Below are 20,775 nucleotides of genomic sequence, written 5' to 3'. Positions count from 1 at the left end.
CTGAAAAAAGCTGAACTTCTGGCTATGCGTCGGCTTCTATAGCCCGTTAGCCTGTACACAACCCAATTATTCCGTTTGCAAAGGATGTTTCACATGAAGCGCTTGTTCTGTTTGGCTGCGATTGCGGCCGCTATGTTGGGACACTCTGTTTCAGCCCAGGCCGCCGGCCTGGAGTTCGGCTTGGGGAGCACCAGCGATTCGACGCTGACCTACCGCCTGGGCCTGACCTCCGATTGGGACAAGAGCTGGATGCAGAGCAATGTCGGCCGACTGACCGGCTACTGGAGCGGCGCGTATACCTATTGGGAAGGGGATGATCGTGCGGGCGCCAGCAGCCTGTCGTTCTCGCCGGTGTTTGTGTATGAGTTTGCCGGCGAGTCGGTCAAACCCTACATCGAAGCCGGTATCGGCGTGGCGTTGTTCTCTCGCACTCGGCTGGAAGACAACAACATCGGCCAGTCCTTCCAGTTCGAAGACCGCCTGGGTTTCGGCCTGCGGTTCAACGGCGGGCATGAAGTGGGCATTCGTGCCACGCATTATTCCAACGCCGGCATTAGCAGCAATAACGATGGTGTAGAGAGTTACTCGCTGCACTACACCATGCCGCTGTAATGCACTGTAGGAGCGAGCTTGCTCGCGAAGAACCTCAACGATAACGCAGCGAATCAGGTTTAACGCGGCGTTCTCAGGTTTTCGCGAGCAAGCTCGCTCCTACAGAATCAGCGGTAGGCCGTGGTAATGCCTTCACGCTCTTCAAGGCATTCCGGCGCACCCATCTCGAACTCCCGGCAAATCAACGGCCGAAGCTCATAGATCGTGCACATCATCGTGTCGCGGTCCAGCGCTGCGCACCAGCCGTCGTCCAGGCGCAGCATCACCTCACCCCCCCAATCGTCGGTATCGATAAAGCGTTGTGGCACGCCGGTGTCGGTGATCAGCATGACTTCCAGCTGGCAGCAACAAGCCGCGCACGTCGAGCACGTGACGGGTTCGGTGATTTGAATGTGAGGGATGTTGGTCATAGGCGCGCAGTGTAAGGCAAGTGCGTCAGATGCGTATGAATGCTCGGACGGGCGTCAGTGTTCCAGCCTCTGCGCAACCCAGTGTAACAGCGGAAAGAGCATGGCCCATAACAGCGCCAGGCCGATCAGTGTTGGGGCGGTGCCGTACGCAAAACTCACGCCTGCCAATTGACTGCCGGCGTAATAAGACAACGGCCCGCCCACCGCGCCTAGCAGGCTGGCGAGCCACCAGGGCCGTGCGCTCCAGGCCAGGCAATGGCGCAAGGTGGTGGCCAGCAAGGCCCATAACAGTATCAGCCACAGCGGAATCAGTGCCCCCGGCGTATTGAACTCAAACACGCCGAGCCCACGCAGTGCCGTATCGACCAGTGTTCCCAGCACCGTCACGGCCAGAATCACTTGCCCCTCTCTTGCCCAAGAACTTATCCACAGCAAGTGTGCGCCCAGTACCGCGACGCCGATCAGCAACCAACGGCTATCGCCGCCGAGTACGCAGGCAAACCAGCCGCACTGAAACAGCACGGCGTTGGCCAGGGATTTAAGCACTGAAACGCCCGAGCAGCGGCGGATTGATGGCCGCCGGTTTGGCCAGCAGCAACTGCGCGGTGCCGATGGTGCGCTCCATAAAGCCACCTTCGCAGTAGCACAGGTAAAACTCCCACAGGCGCAGGAAGTATTCGTCATAACCGAGTTCCGCAAGACGGCCATGGGCGCGGCGAAAGTTTTCATGCCACAGGCGCAGGGTGCGGGCGTAGTGCAGGCCGAAGTCTTCCATGTGCAGCAGGTTCATGTCGGTGTCACGGCTGACGATCTGCAGCATGTTTTGTACACAGGGCAGCGCGCCACCAGGGAAGATGTAGCGCTGGATAAAGTCGACGCTGCGTTTGGCCTGCTCAAAGCGTTGTTCACGAATAGTGATGGCTTGCAGCAGCATCAGGCCGTCGGGCTTGAGCAACTGGGCACATTGTTTGAAATAGGTGGGCAGGAAACGATGGCCCACCGCTTCAATCATTTCGATCGACACCAGCTTGTCGTACTCACCGGTGAGGTCGCGGTAATCGCTCAGCAGTACGGTCACACGATCTTGCAGGCCCGCGGCCTGGATACGCTGCGCGGTGTAGGCGAACTGTTCCTTGGACAGGGTCGTGGTGGTGACCCGACAACCGTAATGCTGCGCCGCATACAACGCCATGCTGCCCCAGCCGGTACCGATTTCCAGCAGATGGTCGCTGGGCTTGAGCGCCAGTTTCTGGCAGATGCGCGCTAATTTGTTCAGTTGTGCCTGTTCCAGGGTGTCATCGGGGGTCAGGAATTGCGCGGCCGAGTACATCATGGTGGGGTCGAGAAATTCTTCGAACAGGTCGTTGCCCAAGTCGTAATGGGCGGCGATGTTTTTTTGCGAGCCTTTGCGCGTGTTGCGGTTGAGCCAGTGCAGGCCCTGAGTGAACGGCCGCGCCAGGCGTGCCAGGCCACCTTCCATGGCGTCGAGCACCTCCAGGTTGCTGACCATCACCCGCACGACGGCGGTGAGGTCGGGGCTGGTCCAGTAACCATGGATAAACGCTTCGCCGGCGCCGATCGAGCCATTGGCCGCCACCAGCCCCCATACCGCCGCGTCGAGAATCTGGATCTCGCCCAGCAGGTGCGCTTCCCGTGCGCCGAAGACTTGCCGCTCGCCATCCTCGATGATGACCAACTGGCCATGGCGCAATTGGCTGAGCTGGCGCAACACGCCTTTGCGCAATAGCGCAGCGGTCATGCCGTTGACGTTCAGGCGTTTAGCCTTGACCGATAAGCTAGGGGATTTCATGGTGGCGATCCTTGGTATACCCGACTGCGGTGCGAGAGGCGCCATCGGCGGCCTGGTGGGAAAAAATCGGAGTTCGTTTGAGCAGCAGGCGCAAGGCTTGCCAGTAGATTGCAAGGCCGGTCTTGGCGGTCATCCAGGGAAAGCGCCACAAATAGCGATGCAGGCTGGCGCGGTTCAGTGCCTGTTTTTCCAGGCTCAAGGTGGCGTCGAAGACTTTTTGCGTGCCCTGCCAATCGGCCATATGCACGCCGAGCCTGGCGGCGGGCTGGCTGAAACTCATGCGGTATTCCAGCTCGCGAGGCAAAAACGGCGACACATGGAAGGCCTTGGCCACGGCGAAATGCTGGTGCTCATCGGCGCCCAGTGCCTGGGCGGGCAGCACGTAGTGATAGCGCTCGCGCCATGGGGTGTTGGTCACTTCACACAGGATCGCGGCCAGTTGCCCGTCAGCCTCGAAGCAGTAGAAGAAACTCACCGGGTTAAAAGCCAGGCCCCAACTGCGGGCCTGGGTCAGCAGGCAGATAGCGCCCTGGGGTGTTTGCCCCAGGGCCTTGCCGACTTCCTGGCGCACGGCATCGCTCAGGCTCATGCCGTGGCGCGTGAATTCACGCAGGTAATCCTGCTGGCGGAAACCGAAAGGCGCCAGGCGCCCCGTGCCGGCCAGCGGCGAGAGCCCCAGTACTTCGTCCTCTTCGCTGAGGTCCAGGTACAGCAGGCCGATGCGGTAGCGAAAGGCGTGGGCCTTGGGCGTAAACCGGCGATGGGCGATCCAGCCGCTGTACAAGGCGCTGTTCACAGGGTTTCCCCAAACGCCTGGGCCACGCGCAGAGCGCTGACCACGCCGTCTTCGTGAAAGCCGTTGGCCCAGTAGGCCCCGCAGTAAAAGGTATTGCGCACGCCGTTCAATTCTTCCCAGCGTGCCTGTGCGGCGACTGCGGCCAGGCTGTATTGCGGATGGGCATAGGTGTAGCGCGCCAGGATCTTCAGCGGGTTGATCATCGGCGTCTGATTGAGGCTGACGCAAAAGGTAGTGGCGCTGTCGATGCCTTGCAGGATGTTCATGTCATAGGTGACGGCGGCCTGTTGTTGCACGTTGCCCGTCAGCCGATAGTTCCAGCTGGCCCAGGCCAGTTTGCGGTCGGGCAGCAGGCGTGTGTCGGTGTGCAGCACCACGTCGTTTTCGGCGTAGGGCAGGGCGCCGAGGATCTGCTGTTCGGCCTGGCTGGGGTCATCGAGCAAGGCCAGGGCCTGATCGCTGTGGCAGGCGAATACCACGCGGTCGAAGGTTTCGCTGCCGGCCGGGCTGTGGATAACTACACCTTCGTCGCTGCGTTGCACCTTATGCACAGGGCAGTTGAGCCGTATCTGTTCGCGAAAGCTGCGGGTCAGCGGCTCGATATAACAGCTGGAACCGCCTTCGATCACGCACCATTGCGGGCGGTTGCTCACCGAGAGCAAGCCGTGGTTCTTGAAGAAGCGCACAAAAAACTGCAGCGGAAACTTGAGCATATCGGCCAGGGACATCGACCAGATGGCAGCGCCCATCGGCACGATGTAATGCCGGATAAACCTGGGGCCATAGCCGCCAGCGGTGAGGTAATCGCCCAGGGTCATGTCGGCGCTGATGCGCTGCTCTTGCAAGTCCAGGGGCGCCTGGCGATTGAAGCGCAGGATATCGCGCAACATGCCCCAGAACCCCGGCGACAGAATATTGCGGCGCTGGGCAAACAGGCTGTTGAGGTTGTTGCCGTTGTACTCGAAGCCTGTGCTTTGGTCGCACACCGAAAAACTCATCTCGGTGGGTTTGAACCTGACCCCGATCTGCTCCAGCAGACGGATGAAGTTCGGGTAGGTCCAGTCGTTGAACACAATGAAGCCCGTGTCCACCGCATAGTTTTTGCCGTCGACCGTCACGTTGGCCGTGTGTGTATGCCCGCCAATGCAGTCATTGGCCTCGAACAGCGTAATGTCGTGGCGACGGCTGAGCAGGTAGGCGCTGGTCAGCCCGGCGATGCCGCTGCCGATAATGGCGATCTTCACAGGTCGTCCTTCTTCGGTGGCGGGCTGCGCAGCATGCGTTTGCCGATGATCAGTTGCGCGCGGTTGGGCAGCTTCGACAGCGGCCACAAGGTGGCAATGAACAGGGCCGGAAAGGCGATTTCCAGCGGGCGTTTTTCCAGCTTGGCGAAAATGTGTTTCGCGGCTTTGTCGGCCGGCCAGCTCAGGGGCATCGAGAAATCATTGCGCTCGGTCAGCGGCGTGTCGACGAAGCCTGGGCTGATCACAGTGACATCGATGTTTTCCGGCGATAGGCCGATACGCAGGGATTCGAACAAGTAACGCAGGCCGGCCTTGGACGCGCCGTAGGCTTCGGCGCGGGGCATGGGCAGGTAGGTCACGGCACTGGCCACGCCCACCAGGTGCGGGGTGCGCCCTGCGCGCAACAGTGGCAGCGCGGCCTCGATGCAATAACTGCTGGCCAGCAGATTGGTACGCACCACGTGCTCGATGATCGAGGCGTCAAATTGCCGGGCGTCGACGTATTCACAAGTGCCGGCGTTGAGGATCACCGTGTCCAGCGAACCCCAGACCTCGCTGATACGCTCGCCGATCTCGCGCACGGTCTGACTGTTGGTCAGGTCGCCGGCCACCACCAGAACCTGGCCTGGATATCGAAGGGCGAGGGCATCCAGCGGGCCTTGGGTGCGGGAACTCAGGGCCACTTGGGCGCCGCTGGCGAGCAACTCCACGGCCAGCGCCGCACCGATACCACTGCTGGCGCCGGTCAGCCAATAACGACGGGGCGGTGTAAGGCTCATCCCATTCTCCTTTTCAGCCAACGAATAACGCGACCCAGTAGGGGGACATGTTCATAGAGCAGGGCGCCGGCATCGAAATAGTCGCGATGGCGGTAAACCTTGTCGTGCCACATCAAATGAGAACAGCCTGGCACCTCGATCACCTGGCCGCTGGCCAAGCGTGGGTGACGAAAACGCATAGTCCAGCGCAGGTAGCCCTCGCCTTCGGCCACGGTATCGAAGCCGTGGAAGTCAAAATGCAGCTCGCTGACGTTGCTGTACAAGTCGGCAAAGTAACGCCGCAACGCTGGCAGGCCCTGGACTTCATGCAGGGGGTCGGCAAAGGCGGTGTCCTCGCTGTACAGGCGGCCGAGCAGGTGCAGGTTGTGCTTGTCCAGCGTGGCGAAGGTGTGGGCAAACTGGTGCAGGAAGTCACTCATGTTCGGCCATCTCCTGACGCGAAGGCAGCCGGCGAAATGCGGCCAAGGCGCGCTCGCGAGACTGTTTCAAATCGACGATGGCACGCGGGTAATCCGCCACGCCGAACAGGCCCCCAGCCGCTTCGGGGTTGTGCACTTGTTTTTTATTCAGCGCGGCCAGTTCCGGGAGCCAGCGTTTGATGAACACGCCGTCACCGTCGAATTTTTCCGATTGGCTCAGCGGGCTGAATATCCGGAAATACGGCGCCGAGTCGGTGCCCGTGGACGAACTCCATTGCCAGCCGCCGTTGTTGGCCGCCAGATCACCGTCGATCAGGTGGCGCATAAAGAAGCGCTCGCCCTCGCGCCAGTCGATCAGCAGGTTCTTCGTCAGGAACATCGCCACCACCATGCGCAGGCGGTTGTGCATCCAGCCGGTTTCCAGCAGTTGGCGCATGGCCGCGTCGATGATCGGCAAGCCGGTGCGCGCCTGTTGCCAGGCGGCCAGGTCTTCGGGCGCCTTGCGCCAGGCCAGCGCTTCGGTTTCCGGGCGAAACGCGCGGTGGCGGGAAACCCGTGGGTAGCCGACCAGGATGTGCTTGTAGAACTCGCGCCACAGCAGCTCGTTGATCCAGGTGATGGCGCCGATGTCGCCGCTTTCGAACTCGCCCTGGTTGGTTTGCAGCGCGGCGTGCAAGCACTGGCGCGGCGAAACCACTCCGGCGGCCAGGTAGGCAGAAAGCTGACTGGTGCCGGGCTTGGCCGGGAAGTCGCGTTCGTCCTTGTAATAGCTGATCTGCTGATCGGCGAAGGCATCAAGGCGACGGCGCGCTTCGTCTTCGCCAGCGGGCCAGAGGGCACGCAAGGTTTCGCTGGGTGTCGGGAACCCTTCGACTGCCGTTGGCACAGGGTCGCTTTTCACGCCAGGCTCGGCCTGGGCCTTTGGCGTCGGCACCACGCGGGGCAGGGCGCTGTGCAGGCGGCTGTAGCAGACCTTGCGGAACTGGCTGAACACCTGGAAGTAGGTGCCGGTCTTGGTCAGCACACTACCCGGCTGGAAAAACAGTTGGTCCAGGTAGCTGTGGAAGGTCACGCCGTCAGCTTCCAGGGCCTGGGCCACGGCGCGGTCGCGGCGGCTCTCGTGAACGCCATATTCCTCGTTGACGTGTACCGACTCCACCGACAGCTCGCGGCACAGTTGGCTCAGTACCGTCGGCGCCTGGTCCCAGGTCGCGGCGTGGCGGATTAACAGCGGAATGTTGAGGTTGCCCAGTGCCTGGCTCAGGTGCTGCAAGTTGCGCAGCCAGAAATCGACTTTGCACGGCGCGTCATCATGCGCCTGCCATTGCTCGGGCGTGATCAGGTAAACAGCCGCGACGGGGCCGCGCTGGCACGCGGCCGCCAGGGCAGTGTTGTCGTGCAGGCGCAAGTCGGTGCGCAGCCAGATCAGATGCATTTAGACAATTCCACGCTGGATCAATAATTGATGGGCCGCCAACAGGTCCTCGGCCACGAACAACTCAGGGATGTCCTGGGTTAATACGCCCAACTCGGCGTGGTGGATGCACACCGTTGGTCCGGCAATCACCGTTGGGCAATGGATGCCGCCCAGCAGTTTGCTGAGTGCCGACACTTGCAACGCCTTGCTCGAATACAGCAGCACCGCACGTGGTTGCAGGTGCTCCACCGCCAGGGCCAGTTCGCCGACAGGCAGTGGCCAATCGAATACTTCCACCGGGCAATCGGCACTGCTGGCCAGCCAGGCGCTGAGCCACAGGTGCGGTTCCAGGGGCAGGTCGGAATGATTGACCAGCAACAGGGGCGCGCCGTGGAGTTGACGATTGTTGTGATAGATCCGTGCGCCAAACTTGCTGCGCAGCCATGAGAGGAAGAACACCCGCTCCATCTGCGCGCCGAACTGGCCCTGCCAGCGTTGTTCCAGCTCGTTGAGCAGCGGTAGCATCAATTGCTCGCACAAGGTGCGTGGCGGGTAAAGCGCCATGGCCTGGTTGAAGGCGTCATCGACCCGGCGCTCGGCCAGTTCACTGATGGCACTCACCAAATGCTGGCGCAGGCTCTGCCATTCGTTTTCCATCGGCTCCGGGCTACCTTGGGCGGAGTCGATCAGCCCTTTGACCTGGCTGACCGGCACGCCGCGATTGAGCCAGGTGAGGATGGCCTGGATGCGTTGCACATGTTCGGCGCTGAACAACCGATGCCCTTTGGGCGTGCGCTGGGGCACGATGAGGCCGTAGCGGCGCTCCCACGCGCGCAGCGTCACCGCATTCACGCCGGTCTGGCGCGCCACCTCGCGTATCGGCAGCCAGCCGTTTTCCAGGGCCAGGGCGAGGTCTTCGCCGGGTTCGTCGAGCAGGGCAGGTTTCATGGGTTAGATCGCATTACGCAGGCTGAGGTTTTCCGGGTGCGGTTGCAGGTAGGCCTGCTGCGCGATGTAGCGGTCCGGATGTTGGCGAAAGTGGTGTTTGAGCAGGGTCAGCGGCACCACCAGTGGCACGATGCCGTGGCGGTATTGGCCGATGACGGTCTGCATTTCCTGTTTGTCATCGGCACTGATGGCTTGCTTGAGATAGCCACTGATGTGTTGCAGCACATTGGTATGGGTACCGCGAGTCGCGCATTTTTTCAGGCCCGCCATCAGTTCGCTGAAATAGCCGTCGGCCAAAGCTTGCAGGTCAATGCCCTTGCCCATGCTGCCGAGCAAGTGGCCCAGGCTTTTGTAATGCGCCGGGCTGTGGGCCATCAGCAGGTACTTGTAGCGCGAGTGAAACGTCAGCAAGCGGTGACGGGTAAGGCCGTCGGCCAACAGTTGCTGCCAACTGGCGTACACGAATACGCGGGTGAGGAAGTTTTCCCGCAGCACCGGGTCGTTCAGGCGACCGTCTTCCTCCACCGGCAGGTTGGGGTGGCGGGCACAAAACGCCTGGGCGTAAATGCCGCGCCCGCCACCGTCGACGGGCGTGCCGTTGTCGCGGTACACCTTGACCCGCTCCAGGCCGCAGGACGGTGACTTTTGCATGAAGATGTAGCCGCACAGGTCGGTATGTTCCCGGGCCATTTGCTGGCCGTAATCGTCCAGTGGCTGAGTGACATTGAGCGCAGGGTTTACGCTGCCCACGGCCTGCGGTTGGTTGGGGTCCCCGACCAGGCGGATCGCTTGCCGAGGAATGCCCAGGCCGATGGCAACTTCAGGGCACAACGGGACGAAATCGAAATAGGCACTGAGGGTCTGGCTGCATAGCAGGGACTGTTTATGACCGCCATTGAAGCGCACGTTCTCACCCAGAAGGCAGGCGCTGATGGCGATCTTCGGTTTCACACGGCTGGACATAAGCAAACCTCTGCAAGAATCCTGTACAAGCTACAAATCTTGTACAACTAAATCTCATCATAGGCTCGATGTTGTACAAGTCAAATATTTTGTACAGGTTTGTGCCGCCGCTTTATTTCCAGCCGATTGTCCAGTCCTCAGCGTTTTTCAGGGTCTGCCAGGGCAGGCGTTCGGCGCGCCGAGTAAGGATGGCCTGCAGTTCGATGTCCAGCACCGTGCCCTCGTCGTCACGGAACAATTCGGTGACCAGGAAGTGTTTTTCCTTGTGGCGGGGATGAGCTGCCGTCCATTTTGACAGCAGCAGTTTGGCGGGGTTGATGCGGTTCATTGCAAGTGCTCGATCAAGCGTCGCGCCGCTTCCTGGCCACTCAACCAGGCACCTTCCACCCGGCCGGAGAGGCACCAGTCACCACAGACGAACAGGCCCAGGTCGGCGTCGGCCAGCACGCCGAATTCATGGCTGCTCGATGGGCGCGCATAGAGCCAACGGTGCGCCAGGCTGAACGACGGCGCGGGCATGGCGCTGTGCAGCAATTCAGCAAAGGCGCCGTGCAGGTGTTCGATCACCGCTTCCTTGGGCAGGTCCAGGTGGGCCTTGCTCCAGGCGCTGGTGGCGTGCAGCACCCAGGTGTCGAGGGTGGTATCGCGCCCGGGCTTGCTGCGGTTACGCGCCAGCCAGTCGAGGGGGCTGTCTTGCACGAAGCAGCCCTCCATCGGCGTATCCAGGGGCTTGTCGAACGCCAGGGCGATGGCCCAGGTCGGGTCCATTTTCACTCCGGCGGCGGCGCTCGCCAGCTTGGGCGCGGCGGCCAGCAGGGCGGTGGCTTGGGGCGCCGGCGTGGCAATGATCACGTGACTGAAAGGGCCGTGATTGCCGCCGTCCGCGTCGAGCAGGTTCCAGTGCTGCGTGCCCTGGAAGACTTCGGTGATGCGGCAACCGAACTCCACCGGTAAGTCGTCGAGCAGGGCGCGAGTGATGGCGCTCATGCGCGGCGTGCCCACCCAGCGGATCTGCTCATCGGGGGAGGGCGTCAATTGCCCGGACTTGAAGTTATACAGCTGGGGCTTCCACTGCTCGGCCCAGCCGTTGCTTTGCCAGCGCTGCACTTCGTTGACGAAGCGCCGGTCGCGAGCGGTGAAGTATTGCGCGCCCATATCCAGCGCGCCGGCGTCGCTGCGCTTGCTGGACATGCGGCCACCGCTGCCGCGGCTTTTATCGAAGAGTTGCACTGCATGCCCTGCGTCTTGTAACGCTCGGGCGGCGGAGAGACCGGCGATGCCGGTACCAATGATCGCGATGGGAACAGTCATGGGAGGCCTCGTTTTACCGTTGGGTACAGACTACGCCGACACCAATAGCTGTACAATATTGTTTTTTGGTATAAGTTTTGGCGTGCCTGATTGTGTGGCGTGACCTATGGTTAAGCTAAGGCTTGAACCCCCGTCACGCTCAATTATCAAATTGATCCCTGCTTATAAAATAGACCAGTGAGCGGCGGCGAACGTTACATGAGGAGAGTCCCATGCATATTTTGCTGACCGGCGGTACCGGCTTGATCGGCCGTCAACTCTGCAAGCACTGGCTCGCGCAAGGCCACCGCCTGACGGTGTGGAGCCGGCAACCGGAAACGGTCGCCCGGGTGTGCGGTGCGCAGGTGCTCGGAGTGGCTCGCCTACAAGAGGTGATTGGCACGGTGGACGCGGTGGTCAACCTGGCAGGCGCGCCTATCGCGGACCGGCCTTGGACCCACAAGCGCAAGGCATTGCTGTGGAACAGTCGCATTCACCTCACCGAAACCTTGCTGGCCTGGATGGAAAGCCTGGAACAAAAACCGGCGGTGCTGATCTCCGGCTCTGCGGTGGGTTGGTACGGCGACGGCGGCGAGCGCGAACTGACCGAAGCCAGCGGCCCGGTGCTGGATGACTTCCCCAGCCAGTTGTGTATCGCCTGGGAGGAAACCGCCCAGCGTGCCGAAGCCTTGGGCATTCGTGTGGTGCTGGTGCGTACGGGGTTGGTGCTGTCTGCCGAGGGCGGCTTTTTGTCGCGCCTGCTGCTGCCGTTCAAACTGGCGCTGGGCGGGCCGATTGGCAATGGACGGCAGTGGATGCCCTGGGTGCATATCAAGGATCAAATCGCCCTGATTGATTTTCTTCTGCACAAGCAAGACGCCAACGGTCCTTATAATGCCTGCGCGCCGCACCCGGTGCGCAACCGCGAATTTGCCAAGACCCTGGGCCAGGTGCTGCACCGCCCGGCGTTCATGCCGATGCCGGCATTTGCGTTGAAGGTTGGCCTGGGTGAGTTGTCCGGCTTGTTGCTGGGCGGGCAAAAGGCTTTGCCTGAACGGCTGCAGGCCGCAGGTTTCACTTTCCAGTTCACTGAGTTGCGTGCGGCTCTGGACGACTTGTCCAGCCGCCTCTAAAGATAGGATGTTGCATGACCGATCACGCGTTGTTACTGGTCAACCTGGGTTCGCCAAAGTCCACTTCAGTGGCCGATGTGCGCAGCTACCTCAATCAGTTCCTGATGGACCCTTATGTGATCGACTTGCCGTGGCCGGTGCGGCGCTTGCTGGTATCGCTGATCCTGATCAAGCGCCCCGAGCAATCGGCCCATGCCTATGCGTCGATCTGGTGGGATGAGGGTTCGCCGTTGGTGGTGCTGAGCCGCCGCCTGCAGCAGCAGATGACCGCGCAGTGGACCCAGGGCCCGGTGGAACTGGCGATGCGTTATGGCGAGCCGTCCCTGGAAACGGTCCTGACACGCCTGGCCGCCCAGGGTATTCAAAAAATCACACTGGCGCCGTTGTACCCGCAGTTTGCCGACAGCACCGTCACCACGGTGATAGAGGAAGCCAAGCGAGTGGTGCGCGACAAGCAACTGAATGTGCAGTTTTCGATCCTGCAACCGTTCTACGATCAGCCTGAGTACCTCGATGCGCTGGCGGCGAGTGTGCGCTCTTATGTGGAGCAGGATTACGATCACTTGCTGCTCAGTTTCCATGGCTTGCCTGAGCGTCATCTGACTAAGCTCGACCCCACGGGCCAGCACTGCTTCAAGGATGCCGACTGCTGCAAGAACGCATCCCCTGAAGTGCTTGCCACCTGTTACCGCGCGCAGTGCTTCAGCGTGGCGCGGGATGTGGCCGAGCGGCTGGGTTTACCGGAGGGCAAATGGTCGGTGGCGTTCCAGTCCCGCCTGGGCCGGGCCAAGTGGATCGAACCCTACACCGAGGCACGCCTTGAGGCATTGGCCCAGCAAGGCGTGAAGAAGCTGCTGGTGATGTGCCCGGCGTTCGTCGCCGACTGTATTGAAACGTTGGAGGAAATTGGCGATCGCGGTCGCGAGCAATTTCTTGAAGCGGGGGGCGAGGAGCTGGTGTTGGTGCCTTGCCTGAATGACGAGCCGCAGTGGGCGGCAGCGCTTAATACCCTGTGCGAACGAGCGCCGGTTGCCTTGTAATCGAGCCCTGCGGTGATCCAATTGTGGGAGCTGGCTTGCCTGCGATGGCGGCCTAACCGCGACGCTTCCCTACTTGCCCCCCCGCGGACCAATTGTGGGAGCGGGCTTGCTCGCGAAGGCGGCATGGCAGTCAACACAGTTGGATTGTGTACATATCCACTCCTGCGGTAACGGCTGCTTAGGGTTCCGCTTTTACAGCGGGTCACTTTGGAAAAGAGCCGGAATGCCGGCCCAGCCCAAAGTAACCAAAGGGCTCTTGCCCCACCACTCGGCACCTCGCTTGGGCTCGGTGTGCCCGAACACAGGCTTGAATCCGTGGGCCGCCGCCACGCGCCATCCATGGCGCGGGGCGGCTAACCCGGCGTCCTGCCGGGTTACCCACGAATTCAAGCCTGCGTTCGGCCAGCGTGGTTTAACGGGGCGCCTGAGATCAAGATCACAAGCAGATCAAGATCAAGAGCGGCTCGCTTCGCATCGTGATTACCTATGGTCATCGCAGGCAAGCCACACATTTTGACTGTATCTACAGATTAAGGGTCAGGCTAACCGTGAAGTTGCGCGGCTCACCCGGGTTGACCCAATAGTTGCTGTAGGACCGCTCGTAGTACTTTTCATTGAACAGGTTGTTAAGGTTCAGCCCCACCGTCACATTCTGCGTAGCCTTGTAATGTGCCAGCAAATCCACGGTGTGGTAGGCGGGCAGTTCGAAACCCGTGCCGGCTTCGCCTGAGCGGTCACCTACATAGGTGAACGCTGCGCCCAGGTCTGAGCCACGCAACGCGCCTTCCTGGAACTCATACACGCCCAACACACTGCCACTGCGCTTGGCCACGCCCAGAATGCGGCTGCCCGTAGGAATGGTTTTGTCGCCCTTGGTCACTTCAGCGTCGATGTAGGCCAAGGCGCCGATCACGCGGACTGCGTCGGTCACTTGCCCGGTTACTTGCAGGTCGAACCCCTGGCTGTGGGCCTTGCCCATGGCGCGGTTGAGGTTGGTCGCCGGGTCCAGGGTCAGCACGTTTTCCTTTTCGATATGAAAGGCCGCCAGGGTAGCGCTGAGGCGGTCGTCAAACAGCTCGCTCTTGACCCCCACCTCATAACCCACGCCTTCTTCGGGCTTGAAGGACTTGCCAGCGGCATCCAGGCCGCTATTGGGCTTGAACGACGTGGAGGCGTTGGCAAACACGCCGATTTCTGGCGTGAGCTGGTAGAGCAGGCCGGCGCGCTGAGTGAAGGCGTCGTGGGTTTGGCGGCCATTGGCGTGGTTGCGGGTGAAGTCGTCGGTGCTTTGTTCGAAGTGTTCGAAGCGCGCACCGATCATGCCGCGCAGGCGGTCGGTGAAGATGATCTGGTCTTGCAGGTTGAGTGCGTGGCTTTTAGTCTGTTCGAAGAAGTCGGTACCGGAGCGTTTGCCGTTGGGTTTGGGCTGGCCGTACACCGGCTTGTAGATGTCGATGGGATAGTCGCCTGCGATCGCCGTCACGCGCTCTTTCTTGCGGTAATCCTCGTACTCGGTACCGATCAACAGTTCATGTTGCCAACTGCCGATATCGAACACCCCGCGCAGTTCCAGCTGGGTGATGCTGTCATGCCAACCGGTGGAGCGTTCACGGTAGCGGCGATTGACGCTGTGGCCGTCTGCGTTCAACGCTCGGCTTTCCGAAGCATCGCCCCACAGGCTGCCTTGCTTGTAATGGCTGGCCAGGCGCAGTTTCCAGGCGTCGTTGAGGTGGTGTTCCAACGCCGCCTGAATGCGGTTGTTGTGGTTGCGGATATTGCCGTCGTTGGGCTCGCCGAGGAAGGTGGAATGGGACATGCCGGTATTGGCGACGATGCCTCGGTCGAAGGTGGAGCTGTGGCGCACGAACTCACTTTCCACCAGCAGGGTGGTATCCGGGTCCAGTTGCCAACTGAAGGAGGGCGCGACAAACACACGCTTGGCGTCCACGTGATCGCGAAAGCTGTGGTTGTCTTCAACGGCCAGGTTCACTCGCGTCAGCATGCGCCCCTCGCTGTCCAGCGGCGTATTCACATCCAGCGCCGTGCGGTAGCGGTCCCAACTGCCTGCACTGGTCTGCAGCGTGGTGAAGGCCTCGGGCTGTGGTTTCTTGGTGACGATATTTACCGTGCCGCCGGGATCGCCACGCCCATACAGGCTGGCGGCGGGGCCCTTGAGCACTTCAATGCGCTCGATATTCGCCGCGTCCGGGGTACTGGGGTAACCACGGTTGGCGCTGAAACCATCCTGGTAGAACTCGGACGTGGTGAAGCCGCGCACGCTGTATTCGTAGAGGGTCAGGCCGCCGAAGTTGTTTTGCTTGGATACGCCGCCAGCGAATTCCAGGGCGCGCTCCACGCTGGTACTGCCCAGGTCTTTGAGTACCGTGGCGGGAATCACGCTGATCGATTGCGGGATGTCGCGCAAGGCCGTGTCGGTCTTGGTCGCACTGGCAGAGCGGGTGGCACGGTAGCCGTCGACCGGGCCGGTGGCGGATTCATAGGCGTCGGAAGTGACGCTGATGGTGTCCAGTTCCAGGGTGTTTTCTTCGGCGTAGGCAGGGTCGAGCAGCAAACCCAGGGCCAGGCCGGCCAAGGGCACAAACTTTCGAGACGGCATGATAGAGCGTTCCAATAGCGATATTGAAACAATATAACATGCCTAATGAGAATGAATCGCTAAGAAATGTAGCCTTACCAGCGCCCGCGAACGGGCGCTAGGGGCGCGACGGTTATTGCTCTTCTTTCACTGGCGCGGTCGCCGGTGGTGGGCGCAATCCGATTTCCGCCGACAGTTTGATCTCCTTGCCGTTGCGCATCACCAGGATCGCCACCTTGTCGGTCGGCTTGATCCGCGCCACCTGGTTCATCGACTTGCGGCCATCACCCGCCGGGGCGCCGTCGATGCTGAGGATCACATCGCCCAGTTGCAGGCCGGCTTTCTGCGCCGGGCCGTCGCGGAAGATCCCCGCTACCACGATGCCTGGACGCCCGGTCAGGCCAAATGACTCGGCCAGTTCCTTGGTCAAGGGCTGTACCTCAATGCCCAGCCAGCCGCGAATCACCTGGCCGTGCTCGATGATCGACTTCATCACTTCCATCGCTAGCTTCACCGGGATCGCAAACCCAATGCCCTGTGAGCCGCCAGACTTGGAAAAAATCGCGGTGTTGATGCCCGTCAGGTTGCCATTGGCGTCCACCAGCGCACCGCCCGAGTTGCCGGGGTTGATCGCGGCGTCGGTCTGGATGAAATCTTCGTAGCTGTTAAGGCCCAACTGGTTACGCCCGGTGGCGCTGATGATGCCCATGGTCACCGTTTGCCCCACCCCGAACGGGTTGCCGATGGCCAGCGCTACATCGCCCACGCGCAAACCGTCGGAGCGGCCGAGGGTGATGGCCGGCAGGTTCTTCAGATCAATTTTGAGTACCGCAAGATCAGTTTCCGGGTCGCTGCCCACCACGCGGGCCAGGGTTTCGCGGCCGTCACGCAGGGCCACCACGATCTGGTCGGCGCCCGTGGTCACATGGTTGTTGGTGAGGATGTAGCCCTCGGGGCTCATGATCACGCCGGAGCCGAGGCTGGATTCCATGCGGCGCTGCTTGGGGCCGTTGTCACCGAAGTAGCGGCGAAATTGCGGATCTTCAAACAACGGATGCGCGGGCTTGTTGATGACCTTGGTTGTGTACAGGTTGACCACCGCCGGAGCGGCGATGACCACGGCATCGGCATAGGTCACCGGCCCTTGCACCACTGTGTTGGTCTGCGGCGCCTGTTGCAGGTTCACATCCAGTGTGGGCAGGCCCACCCACTGGGGATAACGCTGGATAATCAGCATCGCGATCAGCACGCCAGCCAACAATGGCCATCCAAAAAAACGCAGTGCCTTGAGCATCAAGTAAGTCCTGACAGGTTGCAGGGGGCGGGAGAGCGCCCATAATGTCGCGCATTATACGAGGCTGTGACGCCTGCGAACGGGATATTTAGGAGTCTTTTATGGCCGTGCCCCTTACTACCCTCGTCGAGGAAGCCGACCGCTACCTCGGCAGCGCCAAAATTGCCGATTACTGCCCCAATGGCCTGCAGGTCGAGGGCCGGCCCCAAGTGATGCGCATCGTCAGCGGCGTGACCGCCAGCCAAGCCCTGCTGGACGCCGCCGTCGAAGCCAAGGCCGACCTGGTGCTGGTGCACCACGGTTACTTCTGGAAGGGCGAAAACCCGTGCATCACCGGCATGAAGCAGCGCCGTCTCAAAACCCTGCTCAAGCATGACATCAGCCTGCTGGCCTACCACTTGCCCTTGGACCTGCACGCCGATGTCGGCAACAACGTGCAACTGGCTCGCCACCTGGACATCACCGTCGAAGGCCCGCTGGACCCGGGCAACCCAAAAATCGTCGGCCTGGTCGGCTCCCTGGCCGAGCCCTTGTCACCTCGTGACTTCGCCCGTCGCGTGCAGGACGTGATGGGCCGCGAACCGCTGCTGATCGAAGGCAGCGAAATGATTCGCCGCGTCGGCTGGTGTACCGGTGGCGGCCAGGGCTACATCGACCAGGCGATTGCCGCGGGTGTCGATTTGTACCTGAGCGGTGAAGCGTCCGAACAGACCTTCCACAGCGCCCGGGAAAACGACATCAGCTTCATCGCCGCCGGCCATCACGCCACCGAACGCTACGGCGTGCAGGCCTTGGGCGACTACCTGGCGCGGCGCTTTGCCCTGGAGCATCTGTTCATCGACTGCCCCAATCCGATCTAAAGCACAGCATGAACACTGTGGGCGCTGGCTTGCCTGCGATGGCATCACCTCGGTCAGCCTGAATGAGCGCGGCGCCTGTATCGCAAGCAAGCCAGCTCCCACATTGACCGAGTTGAGCGCCAAACTCGGCGGCATATTCATATATCGTTTCGGTCTAGCTGGCGCCCTAAATAGAAGAAGTTGCTGTGCTAGCATGCCTCGCTCGAACACGGCCCGCTGGCCGTCCATAAGATCGTTTTTCCGTGAGTAACCATGGTCGACAAACTGACGCATCTGAAACAGCTGGAGGCGGAAAGCATCCACATCATCCGCGAGGTCGCCGCCGAGTTCGATAACCCGGTGATGCTCTACTCGATCGGTAAAGACTCCGCCGTGATGCTGCACCTGGCACGCAAGGCCTTCTTCCCGGGCAAATTGCCATTTCCGGTGATGCACGTCGACACTCGCTGGAAATTCCAGGAGATGTACAAGTTCCGCGACAAGATGGTCGAGGAGCTGGGCCTGGACCTGATTACCCACATCAACCCCGATGGCGTGGCGCAGAACATCAACCCGTTCACCCACGGCAGTGCCAAGCACACCGATATCATGAAGACCGAGGGCCTCAAGCAGGCGCTGGACAAGCATGGTTTCGACGCAGCATTCGGCGGTGCCCGTCGCGATGAAGAGAAATCCCGTGCCAAAGAGCGCGTGTATTCGTTCCGCGACAGCAAGCACCGTTGGGACCCGAAGAACCAACGCCCGGAGCTGTGGAACGTCTACAACGGCAACGTCAACAAGGGCGAGTCGATCCGCGTGTTCCCGCTGTCCAACTGGACCGAGCTGGACATCTGGCAGTACATCTACCTGGAAGGCATCCCGATCGTGCCGCTGTACTTCGCCGCCGAGCGCGACGTGATCGAGAAGAACGGCACGTTGATCATGATCGACGACGACCGCATCCTTGAGCACCTGTCCGACGAAGACAAAGCCCGCATCGTCAAAAAGAAAGTACGTTTCCGCACCCTTGGCTGCTACCCGTTGACGGGCGCGGTGGAGTCCGAAGCCGAGACGCTGACGGACATCATTCAGGAAATGCTCCTGACGCGAACTTCCGAGCGCCAGGGCCGTGTCATCGACCACGATGGTGCAGGCTCGATGGAAGATAAAAAACGTCAAGGCTATTTCTAAGGGGCTGTCATGTCGCATCAATCTGATTTGATCAGCGAGGACATCCTCGCCTACCTGGGCCAGCACGAGCGCAAAGAAATGTTGCGCTTCCTGACCTGCGGCAACGTCGACGACGGCAAGAGCACCCTGATCGGGCGCCTGCTGCACGACTCCAAGATGATCTACGAGGATCACCTGGAAGCCATTACCCGCGACTCGAAAAAGTCCGGCACCACCGGTGACGATATCGACCTGGCGTTGCTGGTCGATGGCTTGCAGGCCGAGCGTGAGCAGGGCATCACTATTGATGTTGCCTACCGCTATTTCTCCACCGCCAAGCGCAAATTCATCATCGCCGACACCCCCGGCCATGAGCAGTACACCCGCAACATGGCCACTGGTGCGTCCACCTGTGACCTGGCGATCATCCTGATCGACGCTCGCTACGGCGTGCAGACCCAGACCCGTCGCCACAGCTATATCGCCTCGTTGCTGGGTATCAAACACATCGTGGTGGCCATCAACAAGATGGACATCAACGGCTTTGACCAAAGCGTATTCGAGTCGATCAAGGCCGATTACCTGAAGTTCGCCGAAGGTATCGCATTCAAGCCAAGCACCCTGGCCTTCGTGCCGATGTCGGCGCTCAAGGGCGACAACGTGGTGAACAAGAGCGAGCGTTCGCCCTGGTACACCGGGCAGTCGCTGATGGAGATCTTGGAGACTGTCGAGATCGCCAATGATCGGAACTACACCGACCTGCGTTTCCCGGTGCAGTACGTCAACCGCCCGAACCTGAACTTCCGTGGGTTTGCCGGCACCCTGGCGAGTGGCATCGTGCACAAGGGCGACGAAGTGGTGGTATTGCCGTCGGGCAAGAGCAGCCGCGTCAAATCCATCGTCACCTTTGAAGGTGAGCTGGAACACGCAGGCCCAGGCCAGGCCGTGACCTTGACCATGGAAGACGAGATCGACATCTCCCGTGGCGACCTGTTGGTGCATGCCGACAACGTGCCGCAAGTGACCGACGCCTTCGACGCCATGCTGGTGTGGATGGCCGAAGAACCGATGCTGCCGGGCAAAAAATACGACATCAAGCGCGCCACCAGCTACGTGCCGGGTTCCATCACCAGCATCGTGCACCGCGTGGACGTAAACACCCTGGCCGAAGGCCCGGCGAGTTCGCTGCAGCTCAACGAGATTGGCCGGGTCAAGGTCAGCCTGGACGCCGCCATCGCCCTGGACGGTTACGACAGCAACCGCACCACTGGCGCGTTCATCGTGATCGACCGCTTGACCAACGGCACGGTGGCCGCGGGCATGATCATTGCGCCACCGGTGGGTCATGGCGGCGCTGCGCAGCACGGCAGCCTGGCGCATGTCGCCACCGAAGAGCGCGCTCTGCGTTTCGGCCAGCAGCCGGCCACGGTGTTGTTCAGCGGCTTGTCGGGCGCTGGCAAGAGCACTCTGGCCTATGCGGTCGAGCGCAAGCTGTTCGACATGGGCCGGGCGGTGTTCGTACTGGACGGCCAGAACCTGCGTCACGACCTGAACAAGGGCTTGCCCCAGGACCGTGCCGGGCGTACCGAGAACTGGCGTCGTGCGGCTCATGTGGCGCGTCAGTTCAATGAAGCCGGCCTGTTGACCCTGGCAGCCTTCGTTGCGCCGGATGCCGAAGGCCGTGAACAGGCCAAGGCGCTGATTGGTGCGGACCGACTGCTTACCGTCTACGTGCAGGCATCGCCGTTGGTGTGCGCCGAGCGTGACCCGCAAGGTTTGTACGCGGCCGGTGGGGATAACATCCCTGGCGAATCCTTCCCGTATGACGTGCCGCTGAATGCCGACCTTGTGATCGACACCCAGGCGTTGTCGCTGGAAGACAGCGTCAAGCAAGTGCTGGAACTGTTGCGTCAGCGCGGCGCGATCTAAGCTTTATAGCCGCACAAAAAAGCCCGCCACCGAGTGATCGGTGGCGGGCTTTTTACATATTCTCAAATGTGGACTCGGTCAATGTG

Annotated in this window: 20 protein-coding genes; 6 read left to right on the top strand and 14 right to left on the bottom strand. The window is 61.1% G+C overall.

Annotation, left to right across the window (positions count from 1 at the left end; all coding sequences use genetic code 11):
* Positions 1–93: 93 nt before the first annotated feature.
* Complete coding sequence (locus GIV26_RS01090) at positions 94–612, top strand: acyloxyacyl hydrolase (RefSeq protein ID WP_014716838.1); 519 nt, start codon at positions 94–96, stop codon at positions 610–612.
* Positions 613–719: 107 nt separating this feature from the next.
* Here GIV26_RS01090 and GIV26_RS01085 read toward each other — a convergent pair whose 3' ends face one another.
* The 12 genes from GIV26_RS01085 to GIV26_RS01030 all read right to left on the bottom strand — a co-directional run bounded on the left by GIV26_RS01085 (position 720) and on the right by GIV26_RS01030 (position 10,709).
* Complete coding sequence (locus tag GIV26_RS01085; RefSeq protein WP_003188364.1) at positions 720–1,022, bottom strand: YkgJ family cysteine cluster protein; 303 nt, start codon at positions 1,020–1,022, stop codon at positions 720–722.
* A gap of 54 nt (positions 1,023–1,076) precedes the next feature.
* Positions 1,077–1,568 (bottom strand): DUF2878 domain-containing protein, encoded by a 492-nt coding sequence (locus GIV26_RS01080; RefSeq protein ID WP_236279331.1) that lies wholly within the window; start codon positions 1,566–1,568, stop codon positions 1,077–1,079.
* A complete protein-coding gene (locus tag GIV26_RS01075) occupies positions 1,561–2,832 on the bottom strand; it encodes an SAM-dependent methyltransferase (RefSeq protein WP_236279330.1) in 1,272 nt (423 codons plus the stop codon). The genes GIV26_RS01080 and GIV26_RS01075 overlap by 8 nt, the downstream gene beginning before the upstream one ends.
* Complete coding sequence (locus GIV26_RS01070; protein WP_072446988.1) at positions 2,819–3,628, bottom strand: DUF1365 domain-containing protein; 810 nt, start codon at positions 3,626–3,628, stop codon at positions 2,819–2,821. The genes GIV26_RS01075 and GIV26_RS01070 overlap by 14 nt, the downstream gene beginning before the upstream one ends.
* Positions 3,625–4,872 carry an NAD(P)/FAD-dependent oxidoreductase gene (locus tag GIV26_RS01065; RefSeq protein WP_054922542.1) on the bottom strand — a complete coding sequence of 416 codons (1,248 nt, stop codon included), beginning with the start codon at positions 4,870–4,872 and terminating at the stop codon, positions 3,625–3,627. Before GIV26_RS01065 ends, GIV26_RS01070 begins: the two co-directional genes overlap by 4 nt.
* Entirely contained in the window at positions 4,869–5,651 is a 783-nt protein-coding gene (locus GIV26_RS01060) for an SDR family NAD(P)-dependent oxidoreductase (protein WP_236279329.1), read from the bottom strand. Before GIV26_RS01060 ends, GIV26_RS01065 begins: the two co-directional genes overlap by 4 nt.
* Complete coding sequence (locus GIV26_RS01055; RefSeq protein ID WP_054896870.1) at positions 5,648–6,070, bottom strand: nuclear transport factor 2 family protein; 423 nt, start codon at positions 6,068–6,070, stop codon at positions 5,648–5,650. The genes GIV26_RS01060 and GIV26_RS01055 overlap by 4 nt, the downstream gene beginning before the upstream one ends.
* Positions 6,063–7,505, bottom strand: a complete 1,443-nt coding sequence (phrB, locus tag GIV26_RS01050) for a deoxyribodipyrimidine photo-lyase (RefSeq protein WP_057977386.1) — start codon at positions 7,503–7,505, stop codon at positions 6,063–6,065. Before phrB ends, GIV26_RS01055 begins: the two co-directional genes overlap by 8 nt.
* Positions 7,506–8,435 carry a MerR family transcriptional regulator gene (locus GIV26_RS01045; RefSeq protein ID WP_034128070.1) on the bottom strand — a complete coding sequence of 310 codons (930 nt, stop codon included), beginning with the start codon at positions 8,433–8,435 and terminating at the stop codon, positions 7,506–7,508.
* Between the two features lie 3 nt (positions 8,436–8,438).
* Entirely contained in the window at positions 8,439–9,398 is a 960-nt protein-coding gene (locus GIV26_RS01040; protein ID WP_198862406.1) for a YbgA family protein, read from the bottom strand.
* A gap of 112 nt (positions 9,399–9,510) precedes the next feature.
* Positions 9,511–9,726: a TIGR02450 family Trp-rich protein gene (locus tag GIV26_RS01035; RefSeq protein WP_054896873.1), complete on the bottom strand. Its 216-nt coding sequence runs from the start codon at positions 9,724–9,726 to the stop codon at positions 9,511–9,513.
* A complete protein-coding gene (locus tag GIV26_RS01030; RefSeq protein ID WP_014716849.1) occupies positions 9,723–10,709 on the bottom strand; it encodes an NAD(P)/FAD-dependent oxidoreductase in 987 nt (328 codons plus the stop codon). Before GIV26_RS01030 ends, GIV26_RS01035 begins: the two co-directional genes overlap by 4 nt.
* Before the next feature lie 212 nt (positions 10,710–10,921).
* Between GIV26_RS01030 and GIV26_RS01025 the strand changes: the two genes are divergently transcribed.
* The gene (locus GIV26_RS01025; protein ID WP_054896874.1) at positions 10,922–11,821 is read left to right on the top strand and encodes a TIGR01777 family oxidoreductase; all 900 of its coding nucleotides are present in this window, start codon (positions 10,922–10,924) and stop codon (positions 11,819–11,821) included.
* Positions 11,822–11,835: 14 nt separating this feature from the next.
* Entirely contained in the window at positions 11,836–12,861 is a 1,026-nt protein-coding gene (gene hemH, locus GIV26_RS01020; RefSeq protein WP_236279328.1) for a ferrochelatase, read from the top strand.
* Between the two features lie 523 nt (positions 12,862–13,384).
* Here the strand turns inward: hemH and GIV26_RS01015 are convergent.
* A complete protein-coding gene (locus tag GIV26_RS01015) occupies positions 13,385–15,478 on the bottom strand; it encodes a TonB-dependent siderophore receptor (protein ID WP_236279327.1) in 2,094 nt (697 codons plus the stop codon).
* A 112-nt stretch (positions 15,479–15,590) separates the two neighbouring features.
* Entirely contained in the window at positions 15,591–16,751 is a 1,161-nt protein-coding gene (gene algW / locus GIV26_RS01010) for a Do family serine endopeptidase AlgW (protein ID WP_003188388.1), read from the bottom strand.
* 101 nt (positions 16,752–16,852) lie between these two features.
* Between algW and GIV26_RS01005 the strand changes: the two genes are divergently transcribed.
* From GIV26_RS01005 to cysN, 3 genes are all read left to right on the top strand, one after another.
* Positions 16,853–17,611: a Nif3-like dinuclear metal center hexameric protein gene (locus GIV26_RS01005; protein ID WP_020302961.1), complete on the top strand. Its 759-nt coding sequence runs from the start codon at positions 16,853–16,855 to the stop codon at positions 17,609–17,611.
* A 252-nt stretch (positions 17,612–17,863) separates the two neighbouring features.
* A complete protein-coding gene (cysD, locus tag GIV26_RS01000) occupies positions 17,864–18,781 on the top strand; it encodes a sulfate adenylyltransferase subunit CysD (protein ID WP_003171640.1) in 918 nt (305 codons plus the stop codon).
* A gap of 9 nt (positions 18,782–18,790) precedes the next feature.
* Positions 18,791–20,689 carry a sulfate adenylyltransferase subunit CysN gene (cysN, locus tag GIV26_RS00995; protein WP_003188392.1) on the top strand — a complete coding sequence of 633 codons (1,899 nt, stop codon included), beginning with the start codon at positions 18,791–18,793 and terminating at the stop codon, positions 20,687–20,689.
* The last annotated feature ends 86 nt before the right edge of the window (positions 20,690–20,775 follow it).

Origin of the sequence: Pseudomonas sp. PA-1-3F, assembly GCF_021609665.1 — a bacterium.
Taxonomy (GTDB): domain Bacteria; phylum Pseudomonadota; class Gammaproteobacteria; order Pseudomonadales; family Pseudomonadaceae; genus Aquipseudomonas; species Aquipseudomonas paracarnis.
Note: the sequence above shows the minus strand (reverse complement) of the source record. Positions and strands in the feature narration are given on the sequence as shown.

Excerpts from the sequence above, each read along its gene's own strand:
- GIV26_RS01090 (WP_014716838.1), top strand. The coding sequence starts at position 94 with ATGAAGCGCTTGTTCTGTTTGGCTGCGATTGCGGCCGCTATGTTGGGA.
- GIV26_RS01085 (WP_003188364.1), bottom strand. The coding sequence starts at position 1,022 with ATGACCAACATCCCTCACATTCAAATCACCGAACCCGTCACGTGCTCG.
- GIV26_RS01075 (WP_236279330.1), bottom strand. The coding sequence starts at position 2,832 with ATGAAATCCCCTAGCTTATCGGTCAAGGCTAAACGCCTGAACGTCAAC.
- GIV26_RS01060 (WP_236279329.1), bottom strand. The coding sequence starts at position 5,651 with ATGAGCCTTACACCGCCCCGTCGTTATTGGCTGACCGGCGCCAGCAGT.
- GIV26_RS01055 (WP_054896870.1), bottom strand. The coding sequence starts at position 6,070 with ATGAGTGACTTCCTGCACCAGTTTGCCCACACCTTCGCCACGCTGGAC.
- phrB (WP_057977386.1), bottom strand. The coding sequence starts at position 7,505 with ATGCATCTGATCTGGCTGCGCACCGACTTGCGCCTGCACGACAACACT.
- GIV26_RS01045 (WP_034128070.1), bottom strand. The coding sequence starts at position 8,435 with ATGAAACCTGCCCTGCTCGACGAACCCGGCGAAGACCTCGCCCTGGCC.
- GIV26_RS01040 (WP_198862406.1), bottom strand. The coding sequence starts at position 9,398 with ATGTCCAGCCGTGTGAAACCGAAGATCGCCATCAGCGCCTGCCTTCTG.
- GIV26_RS01035 (WP_054896873.1), bottom strand. The coding sequence starts at position 9,726 with ATGAACCGCATCAACCCCGCCAAACTGCTGCTGTCAAAATGGACGGCA.
- GIV26_RS01030 (WP_014716849.1), bottom strand. The coding sequence starts at position 10,709 with ATGACTGTTCCCATCGCGATCATTGGTACCGGCATCGCCGGTCTCTCC.
- GIV26_RS01025 (WP_054896874.1), top strand. The coding sequence starts at position 10,922 with ATGCATATTTTGCTGACCGGCGGTACCGGCTTGATCGGCCGTCAACTC.
- hemH (WP_236279328.1), top strand. The coding sequence starts at position 11,836 with ATGACCGATCACGCGTTGTTACTGGTCAACCTGGGTTCGCCAAAGTCC.
- GIV26_RS01015 (WP_236279327.1), bottom strand. The coding sequence starts at position 15,478 with ATGCCGTCTCGAAAGTTTGTGCCCTTGGCCGGCCTGGCCCTGGGTTTG.
- algW (WP_003188388.1), bottom strand. The coding sequence starts at position 16,751 with ATGCTCAAGGCACTGCGTTTTTTTGGATGGCCATTGTTGGCTGGCGTG.
- GIV26_RS01005 (WP_020302961.1), top strand. The coding sequence starts at position 16,853 with ATGGCCGTGCCCCTTACTACCCTCGTCGAGGAAGCCGACCGCTACCTC.
- cysD (WP_003171640.1), top strand. The coding sequence starts at position 17,864 with ATGGTCGACAAACTGACGCATCTGAAACAGCTGGAGGCGGAAAGCATC.
- cysN (WP_003188392.1), top strand. The coding sequence starts at position 18,791 with ATGTCGCATCAATCTGATTTGATCAGCGAGGACATCCTCGCCTACCTG.